The organism is Streptomyces sp. STAM6 (assembly GCF_054963715.1).
The window spans coordinates 126197-141967 of the sequence record NZ_JBUEFZ010000010.1 but is presented as its reverse complement, the minus strand read 5'-3'; the positions used below and the strand labels follow the sequence as shown (position 1 = coordinate 141967).

General features: G+C 71.1%; 14 protein-coding genes. 13 read left to right on the top strand and 1 reads right to left on the bottom strand.

The genetic code is table 11. From position 1 onward, the window contains the following. Window positions 1-110 precede the first annotated feature (110 nt). From ACY34K_RS15210 to ACY34K_RS15180, 7 genes are all read left to right on the top strand, one after another. Complete coding sequence (locus ACY34K_RS15210) at window positions 111-629, top strand: GNAT family N-acetyltransferase (RefSeq protein ID WP_462747123.1); 519 nt, start codon at window positions 111-113, stop codon at window positions 627-629. Between the two features lie 49 nt (window positions 630-678). Continuing rightward, window positions 679-1224, top strand: a complete 546-nt coding sequence (locus ACY34K_RS15205; RefSeq protein ID WP_462747122.1) for a CGNR zinc finger domain-containing protein — start codon at window positions 679-681, stop codon at window positions 1222-1224. Between the two features lie 49 nt (window positions 1225-1273). Then, window positions 1274-1912 (top strand): sigma-70 family RNA polymerase sigma factor, encoded by a 639-nt coding sequence (locus tag ACY34K_RS15200; RefSeq protein WP_462747120.1) that lies wholly within the window; start codon window positions 1274-1276, stop codon window positions 1910-1912. Further along, window positions 1909-2733 (top strand): anti-sigma factor family protein, encoded by an 825-nt coding sequence (locus ACY34K_RS15195; protein ID WP_462747119.1) that lies wholly within the window; start codon window positions 1909-1911, stop codon window positions 2731-2733. Before ACY34K_RS15200 ends, ACY34K_RS15195 begins: the two co-directional genes overlap by 4 nt. Before the next feature lie 62 nt (window positions 2734-2795). Further along, window positions 2796-5072, top strand: coding sequence for a HelD family protein (locus ACY34K_RS15190; protein WP_462747117.1), 2277 nt, complete (start codon window positions 2796-2798; stop codon window positions 5070-5072). Between the two features lie 387 nt (window positions 5073-5459). Further along, window positions 5460-6893 carry a malic enzyme-like NAD(P)-binding protein gene (locus ACY34K_RS15185; RefSeq protein ID WP_462747115.1) on the top strand — a complete coding sequence of 478 codons (1434 nt, stop codon included), beginning with the start codon at window positions 5460-5462 and terminating at the stop codon, window positions 6891-6893. A gap of 299 nt (window positions 6894-7192) precedes the next feature. Further along, the gene (locus tag ACY34K_RS15180; protein WP_017237029.1) at window positions 7193-7474 is read left to right on the top strand and encodes an HU family DNA-binding protein; all 282 of its coding nucleotides are present in this window, start codon (window positions 7193-7195) and stop codon (window positions 7472-7474) included. 250 nt (window positions 7475-7724) lie between these two features. Here the strand turns inward: ACY34K_RS15180 and murA are convergent, their stop codons facing one another. Next, window positions 7725-9065 carry a UDP-N-acetylglucosamine 1-carboxyvinyltransferase gene (gene murA / locus ACY34K_RS15175; RefSeq protein WP_462747112.1) on the bottom strand — a complete coding sequence of 447 codons (1341 nt, stop codon included), beginning with the start codon at window positions 9063-9065 and terminating at the stop codon, window positions 7725-7727. 286 nt (window positions 9066-9351) lie between these two features. On the opposite strand from murA, the gene ACY34K_RS15170 reads away from it, so the two are divergent. The 6 genes from ACY34K_RS15170 to ACY34K_RS15145 all read left to right on the top strand — a co-directional run bounded on the left by ACY34K_RS15170 (window position 9352) and on the right by ACY34K_RS15145 (window position 15684). Next, entirely contained in the window at window positions 9352-9912 is a 561-nt protein-coding gene (locus ACY34K_RS15170; RefSeq protein WP_462747110.1) for a YqgE/AlgH family protein, read from the top strand. A 74-nt stretch (window positions 9913-9986) separates the two neighbouring features. Next, on the top strand, window positions 9987-10274 hold the full coding sequence (locus tag ACY34K_RS15165; RefSeq protein WP_023588437.1) for a DUF3039 domain-containing protein: 288 nt from the start codon (window positions 9987-9989) through the stop codon (window positions 10272-10274). A 211-nt stretch (window positions 10275-10485) separates the two neighbouring features. Next, the gene (locus tag ACY34K_RS15160) at window positions 10486-11790 is read left to right on the top strand and encodes an extracellular solute-binding protein (RefSeq protein WP_462747107.1); all 1305 of its coding nucleotides are present in this window, start codon (window positions 10486-10488) and stop codon (window positions 11788-11790) included. 4 nt (window positions 11791-11794) lie between these two features. After that, a complete protein-coding gene (locus tag ACY34K_RS15155) occupies window positions 11795-12886 on the top strand; it encodes a carbohydrate ABC transporter permease (protein WP_462747105.1) in 1092 nt (363 codons plus the stop codon). An 8-nt stretch (window positions 12887-12894) separates the two neighbouring features. Continuing rightward, complete coding sequence (locus ACY34K_RS15150; protein WP_462747103.1) at window positions 12895-13737, top strand: carbohydrate ABC transporter permease; 843 nt, start codon at window positions 12895-12897, stop codon at window positions 13735-13737. 264 nt (window positions 13738-14001) lie between these two features. Continuing rightward, window positions 14002-15684: a beta-N-acetylhexosaminidase gene (locus tag ACY34K_RS15145; protein WP_462747101.1), complete on the top strand. Its 1683-nt coding sequence runs from the start codon at window positions 14002-14004 to the stop codon at window positions 15682-15684. Window positions 15685-15771: the final 87 nt, after the last annotated feature.

Here is a 15771-nt window from a genome sequence, read left to right as displayed (position 1 = left end):
GGTGGCCGCCGCGGTCGCCGGTGCGCAGGGGCAGGGGCAGGGCACAGGGGCCGAGCCGGGGCCGGGGGGGCCGTGGGACCGGCGCCGGAGTGCGGCGGTAGCGTGCCCGGATGGAGATCGTTGTTCGGGCCGCCGTGCCCGGGGACGCGGCCCCGCTCGCCGAGGCGCTGCGCCGCAACCGTGAGCACGTGCGGCCGTGGGAGCCCCGCAGGGACGAGGCGTTCTACGGCGCCGAGGCGCAGGAGGCGCGGCTCGGTGCCGCCGGGAGCCGGTCGTGGGTGCTCGACGACGCGGGGCGGATCGCCGGACTCGCGACCCTGTCCGGCATCGCACACGGGCCGTTCTGCAGCGCCCACCTCGGCTACTGGGTCGACGCCCGGTACACCGGCCGCGGTCTGGCCACCCGGCTCGTCCAGGAGGCCTGCCGGGCCGCCCGCGACGAACTCGGCCTGCACCGGGTCGAAGCGGGCACCGTCCTCGCCAACACCGCGTCCCAACGCGTCCTGCTCAAGAGCGGTTTCGAGCGGATCGGCACCGCCCCGCGCTATCTGCACATCGACGGCGAATGGCGCGATCACCACCTGTTCCAGCGCATCCTGCACGACAACCCGCCATCCGCGGGCGGGTGAGTGCCGGGTGGGGTTCCCGTCGGGCGCCCGGGCGGGCACTCTCGTACGCATGGCGCGGTTCGCATCCGGGCGGCTCTGCCTGGACCTGATGAACGAGCGGCCGGCCGACGCCGGGCGGCTCGCCCTCTGGCTCGTGGCCGCCGGACTCGTACCCCGCGGCACACCGCTGCCCGGGCCGGGCCGGCACTGGGCGGAACGTTTCGGTGAACTGACCGGGGCCATCGACCGGTTGGTGCGCGGCGAGCTCGACGCACACGGCCGGTACGCGGGAGCCGACCTGGCGTGCCTCAACGCGCTCGCCGCCGCCGCGCCGCCCGCCCCGCGCGCCGTCCGCGGCGAAGGCGGCCGGCTGGTGCGGGTGCTGGACTCCCGGCCCGACCGCGCCGCCCTGCTCGCCGCCGTCGCCCGCGACGCGGTCGAGCTGCTGACCGACCCGGTCGCCCGCTCCCGCCTGCGCCAATGCGCGGGTGAGAACTGCCGCCGCGTCTTCCTCGACGCCTCCCGGGGGCACCGCCGCCGCTGGTGTTCCAGCGAGGTCTGCGGCAACCGCGAGCGGGTCGCACGGCACCGCGCGCGCACTTTCAGAACTTCCTGAGAAAAAACTTGAGCGGACGTTGAGTCGATTCCCGGCGATCTCCGTAGTCATGGGGGACAAGCAGCAGGACAGGGTCTCGACCGGGAGGTTCCAGGTGCGCAAGGATGCCGCCGTGGCCGATGACCGTCGTGGGACGCATCGGGCCCGGCATCGCGCAGTCACGCCACGCAGCAACCCCGACGTTCCTGACGAGGAGTTGATGCGGGAGCTCTACCGTGAGCATGCCGGTCCCCTGCTCGCATATGTGCTCCGCCTCGTCGCCGGCGACCGCCAGCGCGCCGAGGACGTGGTACAGGAGACGCTCATCCGTGCCTGGAAGAACGCCGGTCAGCTCAATCGGGCGACCGGCTCTGTCCGACCCTGGCTGGTGACGGTCGCCCGGCGCATCGTCATCGACGGCCACCGAAGCCGGCAGGCCCGGCCTCAGGAGGTCGATCCGTCGCCGCTGGAGGTCATGCCTGCGGAGGACGAGATCGACAAGGCGCTGTGGTTGATGACGCTCTCTGACGCGCTCGACGATTTGACCCCGGCTCACCGGGAAGTACTGGTCGAGACTTATTTCAAGGGGCGTACGGTCAATGAAGCAGCCGAGACCCTCGGCATACCCAGCGGAACCGTTAGGTCCCGCGTGTTCTACGCACTGCGTTCGATGAAGCTCGCTCTGGAGGAGAGGGGGATCTCGGCATGACGACATATGAGAACGAGTCGGTGCACGACGCCGTGGGCGCTTATGTACTCGGCATTCTCGATGATGCCGACGCCACCCGCTTCGAAGCGCATCTGGCGGGCTGTGATCTGTGCGCCGCGCACCTGGAGGAGTTCTCCGGCATGGAGCCGATGCTGGCCATGCTGGCGGAGGGGCCGGGGCCGTCGGCCCAGCCGGTCGTCCTGCCGATGCCGGAGCGGCCGTCCACCTGGACGTCCGGCGCGGGAGGAGGCAGGTCGGGAGGCCGGGGCCCCGCGCCGCAGCTCCTGGACCGGCTCGTCGACGAGGTCGCCGCCAAGCGCGCCCAGCGCCGGCGGCGGACACGGTTCCTGGTCGCGGCGGCCGCCGCGCTGATCATCGGCGGGCCCACGGCCGCCGTGGTGGCCACGTCCGGTGGTGGCTCCACCAGTAACCAGGCCCTCGACCCGCACCCGACCAGCCCCGCCGAGGACGCCTTCTTCAACCACATGCAGGAGAAGAAGTCGGCGACCGACGCGACCACCAAGGTCAGCGCCACCGTCGGGATGGAGAAGAAGGCCTGGGGCACCCACGCCGTGCTGGAGCTCAAGGGCGTCAAGGGCCCCCTCAAGTGCAATCTGATCGCCGTCTCCAAGAGCGGTGAGGAGGAGGTCGTGACCTCCTGGGCCGTGCCGAAGTGGGGGTACGGCATCCCGGACAGCCCGAACGAGGCCGGCCGGAACCCGCTCTACGTCCACGGCGGCGCCGCCATGGACCGCGCCGACATCGATCACTTCGAGATCCGGACCTTCAAGGGAGAGCGCCTGGTGGAGGTCGACGCCTGACATACCGGCCCCCCGTGGCGTACTCTCGACGGCTGCCCAGTGCACGTCAGAAGGGGGCCACGGTGGCCGCGCAGGAAGCCGTCGATTCGGTCCGGGACCGCGAGATCGGTGTCGAACAAGATCACCTGGATCAGGTGTACCGCCGCCTCGAGGAGAAGATCCACGAGGCGGAATTCCTGATGCACGACGCCGCCAAGCGCGGTCAGGTCGGCACGCCCGGCGCGCTCGCCGAGCGGGACGCCCAGGTGTTCCGCGCCGGTATCCACCTCAACCGGCTCAACAACGAGTACGAGGACTTCCTCTTCGGCCGGATCGACCTGCTGCACGGCAAGGACGGCAAGAAGGGCCCCGACGGGGCGTACACCTCGGTCGAGCCGGCCGAGGACGCGGTGCGCCCCGACAACACGGCCGAGATCGGCGAAACGTTGCACATCGGCCGCATCGGCGTCCTGGACGCCGACTACGCGCCGCTCGTCATCGACTGGCGTGCCCCGGCCGCGGCCCCGTTCTACCGCTCCACCCCGGTCGACCCCGGCCGGGTGGTGCGGCGCCGGGTGATCCGTTCCAAGGGCCGCAAGGTCCTCGGCGTCGAGGACGACCTGATGCGTCCGGAGCTGACCGCGACGCTGAACGGCCTGGAACTGCCCGCCATCGGCGACGGCGCCCTGATGGCGGCGCTGGGCCAGGCCCGCAGCCACACCATGCGCGACATCGTCGCCTCCATCCAGGCCGAGCAGGACCTGGTCATCCGTGCCCCCGCCGCCTCCGTGACCTATGTGGAGGGCGGCCCCGGCACCGGCAAGACCGCGGTCGCGCTGCACCGCGCGGCCTATCTGCTCTACCAGGACCGCCGGCGGTACGCGGGCGGCATCCTGATCGTCTCCCCCACCCCGCTGCTCGTCGCCTACACCGAGGGCGTCCTGCCCTCCCTCGGCGAGGAGGGCCAGGTGGCGATCCGCGCGGTCGGCAGCCTGGTCGACGGCGCCGAGGCCACGGCGTACGACGAGCCGTCCGTCGCCCGCGTCAAGGGCTCGTCGCGGATGCTGAAGGTGCTGCGCAAGGCGGTCCGGGGGGCGCTGGAGGTGGGCGAGGTCCCCGACCGGCTGCGGGTCGTCGCCTTCGGGCGGCGCCTGGAGCTGGAGGCCGGGGAGCTCGACCGGATCCGGCAGGCCGCCCTCGGCGGCACGGCGCCGATCAACCTGCTGCGTCCCCGTGCCCGCAAGCTGCTGCTCGACGCCCTGTACGCCAAGTCCGGCGCCGCGGGCCGGCACAACGATCCCGAGCTCGCCGCCGAGCTGCGGGCCTCCTTCGACGAGGACGTCTCCACGGAGGACAGCTTCCTGGCCTTCCTGGACGCCTGGTGGCCCGAGCTCGACCCGCGCAGGGTGCTCGCCGCCATGGCCGACGAGAGGCGGCTGGGCCGCTGGTCCCGCCGGGTGCTCAACCCCGGAGAGGTGCGCCGGGTGGCCCGCTCCCTGAGACGCGACGAGCTGTCCGTCCACGACGTGGCGCTCCTCGACGAGCTGCGGACCCTGCTCGGCACCCCGGCCCGCCCGAAGAAGAAGCGCGAGCTGGACCCGCTGGACCAGCTCACCGGCCTGGAGGAGCTGATGCCGGTGCGCGAGGAGACCCAGCGGGAGCGCGCCGAGCGGCTGGCCCAGGAGCGCACCGAGTACGCCCACGTCATCGTCGACGAGGCGCAGGACCTCACGCCGATGCAGTGGCGGATGGTCGGCCGCCGCGGCCGTCACGCCACGTGGACGGTCGTCGGCGACCCGGCCCAGTCGTCCTGGTCCGTGCCGGACGAGGCGGCGGCCGCGCGCGACGAGGCGCTCGGCACCCGCCCGCGCCGCCGCTTCGAGCTCACCGTGAACTACCGCAACCCGGCGGAGATCGCCGATCTCGCCGCCAAGGTGCTCGCTCTGGCCATGCCCGGGGCGCAGGCGCCGCGTGCGGTCCGCTCCACGGGTGTGGAGCCCCGGTTCGTCGCGCTGAGCGACGGGGACCTGGCCGGGACGGTGCGCGAGGAGGCGCGCCGGCTGCTGGAGCGGGTGGACGGCACGGTCGGTGTCGTGGTGGCGATGAACCGCCGCGAGCAGGCCGCGCGCTGGCTGGCCGGCCTCGGCGACCGGGTGGTGGCGCTGGGCAGCCTGGAGGCGAAGGGCCTGGAGTACGACGCGACGCTGGTCGTCTCGCCGGCGGAGATCGCCGACGAGTCCCCGGCGGGTCTTCGGGTGCTGTACGTGGCCCTGACCCGGGCCACCCAGCAGCTGACGGTCGTCTCGGGCCGGCGCGACGAGCCGGACGAGCACGGGGTGCCGGACCTGCTCAGGGACTGACCGGGTACGCCGACCGGGACTGATTTCGCGTCAACCGGCGATGAGGGAATCACTTCCGGGGGGCGTTTGTTAGCCTGGTTACGGCACCGGCTCGATCCAAGCCCCCGGGCCCAACCTTCGTCGCTACGAGCGACCACTTGCCGCGAGGCGAGCATGGCGGGTCGGTGCCACCTTCGTGCACAGGTACAGAAGAGGCCCGCGTCACCCCTGGGTGACGCGGGCCTCTTCTGTTTCCCTGGTGATTCTCGTATGGTGGAAAACAGTTTCCGAAAACTAAATGACCGCATTACCTGCTACCGGCAGGTAGGTGCGACCATCGGAGGGCCCCGCCCGGTCACCCCCGGCACGGGGCAGCAATGAAGCTAGGGAAAGCAGAGGAACTCGGCCATGGCAACGGCGCCCAGCGTCTCGTACTCGATGACGGTCCGGCTGGAGGTGCCCGCGAGCGGAACCGCGGTCTCCCAGCTCACCACGGCCGTCGAGTCCTCCGGCGGATCCGTCACCGGCCTCGACGTCACCGCCTCCGGCCACGAGAAGCTGCGGATCGACGTGACCATCGCCGCCAGCTCCACCTCGCACGCCGACGAGATCGTCGAGGAGCTGAGCCGCATCGAGGGCGTCGTCCTCGGCAAGGTCTCCGACCGTACGTTCCTGATGCACCTCGGCGGCAAGATCGAGATGGCGTCGAAGCACCCCATCCGCAACCGTGACGACCTCTCCATGATCTACACCCCCGGCGTCGCCCGGGTGTGCATGGCGATCGCCGAGAACCCCGAGGACGCCCGCCGCCTCACCATCAAGCGCAACTCCGTCGCAGTCGTGACGGACGGCTCCGCCGTGCTCGGCCTCGGCAACATCGGCCCGAAGGCCGCGCTGCCCGTCATGGAGGGCAAGGCCGCCCTCTTCAAGCGGTTCGCCGGCATCGACGCCTGGCCGATCTGCCTGGACACCCAGGACACCGACGCCATCGTCGAGATCGTCAAGGCCATCGCCCCCGGCTTCGCCGGCATCAACCTCGAGGACATCTCCGCACCCCGCTGCTTCGAGATCGAGGCGCGGCTGCGCGAGGCCCTCGACATCCCCGTCTTCCACGACGACCAGCACGGCACCGCCATCGTCGTGCTCGCCGCCCTCACCAACGCCCTGCGCGTGGTGGGCAAGGCCATCGGCGACGTACGGGTCGTCATGTCCGGTGCGGGCGCGGCCGGTACGGCCATCCTCAAGCTGCTCATCGCGGCCGGCGTCAAGCACGCCGTCGTCGCCGACATCCACGGGGTCGTGCACGCGGGCCGCGAGGACCTGGTCGCCGCCGCCCCCGAGTCGCCGCTGCGCTGGATCGCCGACAACACCAACCCCGAGGGCGTCACCGGCACCCTCAAGGAAGCGGTCGCGGGCGCCGATGTGTTCATCGGAGTGTCGGCCCCGAACGTCCTGGGCGCCGACGACGTCGCGGCCATGGCGGACGGCGCCATCGTGTTCGCGCTCGCGAACCCGGACCCCGAGGTCGACCCGGCAATCGCCCGTCAGACGGCGGCAGTTGTGGCCACCGGCCGCTCGGACTTCCCCAACCAGATCAACAACGTGCTCGTCTTCCCCGGCGTCTTCCGCGGCCTGCTGGACGCCCAGTCCCGTACCGTGAACACGGAGATGATGCTCGCGGCGGCCGCCGCCCTCGCGGATGTCGTCACCGAGGACGAGCTCAACCCGAACTACATCATCCCGTCCGTCTTCAACGACAAGGTCGCGGGCGCCGTCGCCGGCGCCGTGCGGAACGCCGCCAAAGCGGCCGGGGCCACTGTGACGGCGCACACGTCCGCCTGACCTACGGCGCGTCGCGAGTCCCGGGGTCGTAAACGCGCCTTTAGTGTGGCGGTTCGGCTCCGGGACCGCTCCGGTGAGTCCCGACGGTGTCGACCGAACGTCACCACGACGAGGCCGTGGCGCTTTTCGTGTGACTCCGGAGGGTGCCGGATTGGCTTTCCCGCCGCTGGTGGGGGCAGGATGCGTATTCGGGCGCGAGGGTCTGACAGCAGACCCGGGTCCGGGGACTGTCCGAGGGCCCTGGCAGCATCGGCTTCGATCTCACGCCTCACAGGCAAGAAGAACACGGGAGTAAGAACATGAACCGCAGTGAGCTGGTGGCCGCGCTGGCCGACCGCGCCGAGGTGACCCGCAAGGACGCCGACGCCGTGCTGGCCGCTCTCGCCGAGACCGTCGGCGAGGTCGTCGCCAAGGGCGACGAGAAGGTCACCATCCCCGGCTTCCTGACCTTCGAGCGCACCCACCGTGCCGCTCGCACCGCTCGTAACCCGCAGACCGGCGACCCGATCAACATCCCGGCCGGCTACAGCGTGAAGGTCTCCGCGGGCTCCAAGCTCAAGGAAGCCGCCAAGGGCAAGTAAGTCCCCCTAGGCACCACACGGAAGAGCGGCCACCCCGTCAGGGGGTGGCCGCTCTTCTGTTTCGGCCCCCGCGAAGGCCCCACACGCCCCGTAGGAGCCCTCAGCCCCACCGGCTGCCCCGTACAGCCCCGTTCCCCTCGTACGGCCCTGTCAGGACCGCACAGCCGTGCGGAAGCAAGTGCGCGAACGCCGACGGCCCCCGCCCAGTGAGAGCGGGGGCCGTCGGCGTTCACCAGTGCCTCACATACCGTCAGACGGCTGCGCCGCCCGGGAGTTCGACCTTCGCGCCGAGCTCCACCAGCTTCTCCATGAAGTTCTCGTAGCCGCGGTTGATCAGGTCGATGCCGTGCACCCGGGACGTGCCCTGGGCCGCCAGCGCCGCGATCAGGTACGAGAAGCCGCCGCGCAGGTCCGGGATGACCAGGTCCGCGCCCTGGAGCTTCGTCGGGCCGGACACGACCGCCGAGTGCAGGAAGTTGCGCTGGCCGAAGCGGCAGTCCGAGCCGCCCAGGCACTCGCGGTACAGCTGGATGTGCGCGCCCATCTGGTTCAGCGCGGAAGTGAAGCCGAGGCGCGACTCGTACACCGTCTCGTGGACGATGGACAGGCCCGCGGCCTGCGTCAGGGCCACCACCAGCGGCTGCTGCCAGTCGGTCTGGAAACCGGGGTGCACGTCCGTCTCCAGGGCGATCGCGTTGAGCGAGCCGCCCGGGTGCCAGAAGCGGATGCCCTCGTCGTCGATCTCGAAGGCACCGCCCACCTTCCGGTAGGTGTTGAGGAACGTCATCATCGAGCGCTGCTGGGCGCCGCGCACGTAGATGTTGCCCTCGGTCGCGAGCGCGGCGGACGCCCAGGAGGCCGCCTCCAGGCGGTCCGGGAGCGCGCGGTGCGTGTAGCCGCCGAGCTTGTCGACGCCCGTGATCCGGATCGTGCGGTCGGTGTCCATCGAGATGATCGCGCCCATTTTCTGCAGGACGCAGATCAGGTCCTCGATCTCCGGCTCCACGGCCGCGTTGGACAGCTCGGTGACGCCCTCCGCGAGGACCGCCGTGAGCAGCACCTGCTCGGTCGAGCCGACCGAGGGGTACGGAAGACGGATCTTCGTGCCGCGCAGCCGCTGCGGAGCCTCCAGGTACTGGCCGTCGGCCCGCTTCTCGATGGTCGCGCCGAACTGGCGCAGCACGTCGAAGTGGAAGTCGATGGGCCGGCCACCGATGTCGCAGCCGCCGAGGCCCGGGATGAAGGCGTGGCCGAGGCGGTGCAGCAGCGGGCCGCAGAAGAGGATCGGGATGCGCGACGAGCCCGCGTGGGCATCGATGTCGGCGACGTTCGCGGACTCGACGTGCGTCGGATCCAGTACGAGCTCGCCCGGCTCCTCACCGGGGCGGACGGTCACACCGTGCAGCTGCAGCAGTCCGCGGACGACCCGCACGTCGCGGATGTCGGGCACATTGCGCAGCCGGCTGGGTTCGCTGCCGAGCAGGGCGGCGACCATTGCCTTGGGCACGAGGTTCTTCGCGCCGCGGACGCGGATCTCGCCCTCCAGCGGGGTTCCGCCGTGGACAAGCAGTACATCGTCTGTGCCGGTCATGAATCTCGCGATCTGGAGGGGCTCCCCCCGGCGAGCGGGGGGAGGTCGGGCAGGGGCCAGGGAAAAGGGTAAGGGCCCGGAGCACCCTCTTTGGTAGCCCGCGGACGCCTCTCAGATGTAATGAATTAGGCACAACACCCTCTGTTCCCCGCCCCTCGCGGACCGTTACGGTCCGCTTTCGGCCACGCGCGCCTTCGCGCTCGGATGAGCTGCGGTGCGCTCGCGATCGTGGCGCAGTCGCCGTCTCGACCCCCGCCGCGGGCGAAGATGCGGGATCATGTCTGCCATGACCGAGGTGTCCTCGCTCACAGGAAGACTGCTCGTCGCCACCCCCGCGCTGACGGACCCGAATTTCGACCGCGCGGTGGTGCTGCTGCTCGACCACGACGACGAGGGTTCGCTCGGCGTGGTCCTCAATCGCCCCACCCCCGTCGACGTCGGCGACATCCTGGAAACCTGGGCTCCGCTCGCCGGGGAGCCCGGGGTCGTCTTCCAGGGCGGTCCCGTCTCGCTCGACTCGGCCCTCGGCCTCGCCGTCATCCCCGGTGACGAGGGACCGCTGGGCTGGCGCCGGGTGTACGGCGCGATCGGGCTGGTGGACCTGGAGACCCCGCCCGAGCTGCTGGCGGCCGCCCTGGGGTCATTGCGGATCTTCGCCGGGTACGCCGGCTGGGGCCCGGGCCAGCTGGAGGGCGAGCTGGGGGAGGGGGCCTGGTTCGTGGTCGACTCCGAGCCCGGGGACGTGTCGTCGCCACGGCCCGAAGGTCTGTGGCGGGCCGTTCTGCGGCGCCAGCGCAGTGAGCTCGCGATGATCGCCACGTACCTCGACGACCCGTCGCTGAACTGAGCGCCCGCTATCCGGGGACGTTACGGCCCGTCGCCGCTCACGGGACGGCGTGGAGTTAAGTACCCTTGGAGCTCATGAGCACTCTTGAGCCCGAGCGCGGGGCAGGTACGGGGACCCTCGTAGAGCCGACGCCACAGGTGTCGCACGGCGACGGCGACCACGAGCGCTACGCCCACTACGTCCAGAAGGACAAGATCATGGCGAGTGCCCTCGACGGCACTCCCGTGGTGGCACTGTGCGGGAAGGTCTGGGTGCCGGGGCGCGACCCCAAGAAGTACCCGGTCTGCCCCATGTGCAAGGAGATCTACGAGTCCATGGGCGCCGGCGGCGACAAGGACAAGGGCGGCAAGGACAAGAAGTGATGTCCGCCCCCTGACGGGACCCGGGAAGGCCCCCGGAGCGCGTACGCGAGTACGCACTCCGGGGGCCTTCGCGTTGCACGGGCTGCTTCCCCCGATCACAGAGTGGTTGAGACCTCTTGTCGGGGCCGGAGGGCCGCTCTAACCTCCTGCGTGTTGTGCAGCACGAAACGTACGTTGCGCATGCTGCAACGCCATCGGAGGGGATTCCGTCATGAAGCTTCCCGCCCGCATCGCGGCCCCGGTCGTCGCGCTCTCGGCGCTGGTGCTGGCCGCCTGCGCCCCGCAGACCTCCGACAACGGCGCGAGCAAGGACGAGAAGAGCGGCACACTGCGCGTCTGGCTCTTCCAGGAGGTCGACAACAAGCCGAAGGAACGGGTCGTCGACGCGGCGCTCGCGTCCTTCCGCGCCCGGCACAAGGACGCCCGTGTCGAGGTGGAGTACATCCCCGTCGACACCCGCGCCCAGCGGGTCAAAGCCGCGTTCAACGACCCGGCGAGCGCCCCCGACCTCATCGAGTACGGCAACACCGACACCGCCGGCTACGTCAAGGACGGCGGACTCGCCGACATCAGCGCCGAATTCGGCGCCTGGCCGGAGGCCAAGGACACGGACCCGACCGCCCGCACCTCCGTCACCGTCGACGGCAAGGTGTACGGCGCGCCCCTCTTCGTCGGTGTGCGCGCTCTCTACTACCGCACCGACATCTTCCGGGAGTTGGGTGTCCGGCCCCCCAGGACCCAGGCCGAACTCGTCTCGACCGCGAGGAAGATCCACCGGGCGCGGCCGGAGATGTACGGAATCGCCGTCGGCGGTGCCTACACCTACGGCGCGATGCCCTTCATCTGGGCCAACGGCGGCGAACTGGCCACGGCGAAGGGCGGCGGTGGCCGCTACGAATCAGCCATTGACAGCGAAGCGGCTCGTGCCGGCATCACCGCGTACACCTCCCTCTTCGGGGACGACAACTGCCCGGCCGCCAAGTGCGCGTCGATGGGCGGCAACGCGACCGTCACGGCGTTCGCGTCCGGCAAGGCGGCCATGGCGATCGGCGGTGACTTCAGTCACGCGGCGGTGGAGGCCGGCGCGGTGAAGGGCAACTACGCGGTCGTGCCGCTGCCCGGAGTGACGCCCGGCTCGATCGCCCCGGCGTTCGCGGGCGGCAACAATCTCGGTGTCCTCAGGAGCAGTTCGCACCGCACCCTCGCCATCGACCTGATGAAGTCGCTCGCCGGCAAGGAGACCCAGGGCAAGCTCTTCGACGCGATGGGCTTCCTGCCCACGTACACGGACGTGCGCGCCGAGGCGGCGAAGAAGGAACCGTTCGTGAAGCCGTTCATCGACTCGCTGGCGGCGGGCGCCAAGTTCGTCCCGGCATCCTCCGCCTGGGGCCAGATCGACGCGTCGCTGGTCCTGCCGACGATGTTCCAGGAGATCGTCAGCGGTCGCAAAGACGTGAAGGCCGCGTCCGCCGACGCGGCCGAGAAGATGGACGCGGCGTTCGCGACGGCGGGCTGACGCCATGACGTACGGCACGGAAGCCGCCACCGGGGAACAGCCGGACTCGTCGGCGGGGAAGGGCACCGCGGCAGGGAAGGCCGCCGCGGCACGCATCGCCGCCGCGGTGCCCGCCCCGCAGGACGGCGCGGGCGGGACGGGTGCGGGCGCCCCCGGAGCGGGCGAACCGGGTGCGGGCGGGACGGCTGCCCGCCGGGCGGGACGGCGCGCCCGGCCCCGCGGGTCCGGCGGACCGACCCCCTGGATCTACCTCGCCCCCGCACTCGTCGTGCTCGCCGCCCTGCTCGTGTACCCGATCTACCAGCTCGGCCTGATCTCCTTCCTGGAGTACACGCAGGCGCAGGTCAGCGGCGGACGCCCGACGTCCTTCCAGGGCTTCGGCAACTACACCGCCCTCTTCTCCGACCCGCAGTTCTGGCAGGTCCTCCTCGCCACGGTCCTCTTCGCCGCAGCCTGCGTCCTCGCCACCCTCGCCGTCGGCTGCGCCCTCGCCGTACTCCTGACGCGTGTCCGGGCCGTGCCACGGCTCGCCCTGATGCTGGCCGCCCTCGGGGCGTGGGCCACCCCCGCCATCACCGGCTCCACGGTCTGGGTGTTTCTCTTCGACCCCGATTTCGGCCCCGTCAACAAGGTCCTCGGCCTGGGCGACTTCTCCTGGACGTACGGGCGGTACAGCGCCTTCGCGCTCGTCCTCTTCGAGGTGGTGTGGTGCTCGTTCCCGTTCGTGATGGTGACCGTCTACGCGGGCATCAAGGCCATCCCGGCCGAAGTGCTGGAGGCCGCGTCACTCGACGGAGCATCGCAGTGGCGCACCTGGCGCTCCGTCACCGCCCCGATGCTCCGCCCCATCCTGGTCGTCGTCACCATCCAGTCGATCATCTGGGACTTCAAGGTCTTCACCCAGATCTACGTGATGACGGGCGGCGGCGGCATCGCCGGCCAGAACCTCGTCCTGAACGTCTACGCCTACCAGAAGGCCTTCGCGTCCTCCCAGTACAGCCTCGGCTCGGCGATCGGCGTCGTGATGCTGCTGATCCTGCTCGCGGTCACGCTGGTGTACCTCCACCTCCTTCGCCGCCAGGGAGATGAGTTGTGAGAAGAGCCGTGAGTGGTTCCCCGCGCGTCCACCGGCCCCGGCGCCTCGCCGCCGAGGCCGCCGCCCTGATCGTCGCAGTGGCCGTCGCCTTCCCCCTCTACTGGATGGTCCTGTCCGCGCTGAAGCCGGCGGGCGAGGTCCAGTCCACCCACCCCCGTCCCTGGACCCTGTCCCCGTCCCTGGACTCGTTCCGGCGGGTCTTCGAGCAGCAGGATTTCGGCCGCTATTTCGTCAACAGCCTGCTGGTCGCCGGAGCGGTCGTCATCGCATCGGCCCTGATCGCCTTCCTCGCCGCCACGGCCGTCACCCGCTTCCGCTTCAGGTTCCGCACCACGCTGCTGGTCATGTTCCTGGTCGCCCAGACGGTGCCGGTCGAAGCGCTGACCATCCCGCTGTTCTTCCTCATGCGGGACTTCGGCCAGCTCAACACGCTGGGCTCGCTGATCCTCCCGCACATCGCCTTCTCCCTGCCCTTCGCGATCTGGATGCTGCGGGGCTTCGTCAAAGCCGTCCCCGAGGCTCTGGAGGAGGCCGCCTTCATCGACGGCGCGAGCCGCACCCGCTTCCTGTGGCAGATCCTCTTCCCGCTCGTCTTCCCCGGCCTCGTCGCCACGAGCGTCTTCTCGTTCATCTCGACCTGGAACGACTTCCTCTTCGCCAAGTCCTTCATCATCAGCGACACCTCCCAGTCGACCCTGCCCATGGCGCTCCTGGTCTTCTTCAAGCCCGACGAGAACGACTGGGGCGGCATCATGGCCGCGTCGACCGTCATGACCATCCCGGTGCTGGTCTTCTTCGTCCTCGTGCAGCGCCGCCTCGTGTCCGGGTTGGGCGGTGCGGTGAAGGACTGAAGGCGCCCGGGGCCCCGCGCCGGCTCTCCGCGCGCACCGCCTCCCGCGCCCAGGGCCCTCCGCACACTCCGCCTGTCCGCGCCCCGGCTCTCCCGCACTCCGCCCGACCGCATCCCGGCGCGCAGCCGCCCCACCTCCCCGCACCACGGCCGTCCGGGGCCCGCGCCCAAGGGTGCCGCCCCCCGACACCTCCGCCCCCCCGACACCTCCCCCCCGACACCTCCGCCCCCGACACCTCCGCCCGCGTCCGGAAAGGACGGTGCCATGCACGACCACCCCCACTCACTCGTACCCGCGCCCCGCGGGATCGAGATCCGGGCCTCGGACCCGGGGCACGTCACGCTCCACCAGGCGACTCCGCTCGACGCGGGACCGGGCACCGAGCGCGTCGCGCGGCTGCTCCGGGCCGCGCTCGGCGCGTCGACCGGCCTGGACTTCCCGCCCGGCGCCGGACCCGACGCACTCCGTCTGCGCATCAGCGCCGACGTCGCACGTGCCCGAGGACCCGAGGGGTACCGCCTCTCGACGGACCGCTCCCTCGACGACGCCGCCGTCCTCGTCGAGGGCGGCAGCGCCGCGGGCGTCTTCTGGGGCTTCCAGACACTGCGTCAGCTGCTCGGGCCCGATGCGTACCGCCGGGCCCCGGCCGGCCCGGCCGGCAGCGGCCTCGAACTCCCCGAACTCACCGTCACCGACGGCCCCCGCTTTCCCTGGCGCGGCCTCATGCTCGACGTCGCACGGCACTTCCTCCCCAAGGACGACATCCTCCGCTACCTCGATCTCCTCGCCGCCCACAAACTCAACGTGTTCCACTTCCACCTGACGGACGACCAGGGCTGGCGCATCGAGATCAAGCGCCATCCCCGCCTCACCGAGGTCGGTTCCTGGCGCGCCCGCACCAAACTCGGCCACCGTGCCTCACCGCTGTGGAACGAGACCCCGCACGGCGGTCACTACACCCACGACGACATCCGCGAGATCGTCGCCCACGCCGCCGAACGGCATATCCGCGTCGTCCCCGAGATCGACATCCCCGGCCACTCGCAGGCCGCCATCGCGGCATACCCGCACCTCGGCAACACCGACGTCATCGACACGACCACCCTCCCCGTCTGGGACACCTGGGGCATCAACCCGAACGTACTCGCCCCCACCGACAACACCCTCCGCTTCTACGAGGGCGTCCTCGAGGAGGTCCTCGACCTCTTCCCCGCCGAGATCTCGCCCTTCATCCACATCGGCGGCGACGAGTGCCCCACGGACCAGTGGAAGGCCTCCCCGGCCGCCCGGGCCCGCGTCCGTGAGCTCGGACTGGCGGACGAGGACGAGCTCCAGTCCTGGTTCACCCGCCACTTCGACCGCTGGCTCGGCGCCCGCGGCCGCCGGCTGATCGGGTGGGACGAGATCATCGAGGGCCGGGCGGCGGCGCGGGGTCTCGGGCCGGGCGCCGCCGTCTCCTCCTGGCGCGGATACGCGGGCGGCATCGCCGCCGCCGAAGCGGGACACGACGTCGTCATGTGCCCCGAGCAGCACGTCTACCTGGACCACCGCCAGGCGGCGGGCGACGACGAGCCCGTGCCCATCGGATATGTGCGCACCCTGGAGGACGTCTACCGGTTCGAGCCCGTACCGCCCGGCCTCTCCGCCGAGGCCGCGACGCACATCCTCGGCACCCAGGCCAACGTCTGGACCGAGGTCATGGACAGCCGCTCCCGCGTGGACTACCAGGTCTTCCCCCGCCTCGCCGCGTTCGCCGAGGTCGCCTGGTCCGCGCTGCCCGCCCCCGCCGAGCGCGACTTCGCCGGCTTCACACGCCGTATGGAAGACCACTACCGGCGCCTTGACGCCCTCGGCGTCGACTACCGGCCCCCCACCGGCCCCCGACCGTGGCAGAAGCGCCCAGGTGTGATCGGACGCCCGATCGAGGGGGCGCCCCCAAACGTGTGACCCCGCCAGGAAGAAGAGGCCGCCGCGCCCGGTGCCTGGGACCGTGGATGCCCGCCAGGAAAAGTCGTACAAGGTCGCCGAGAAGTG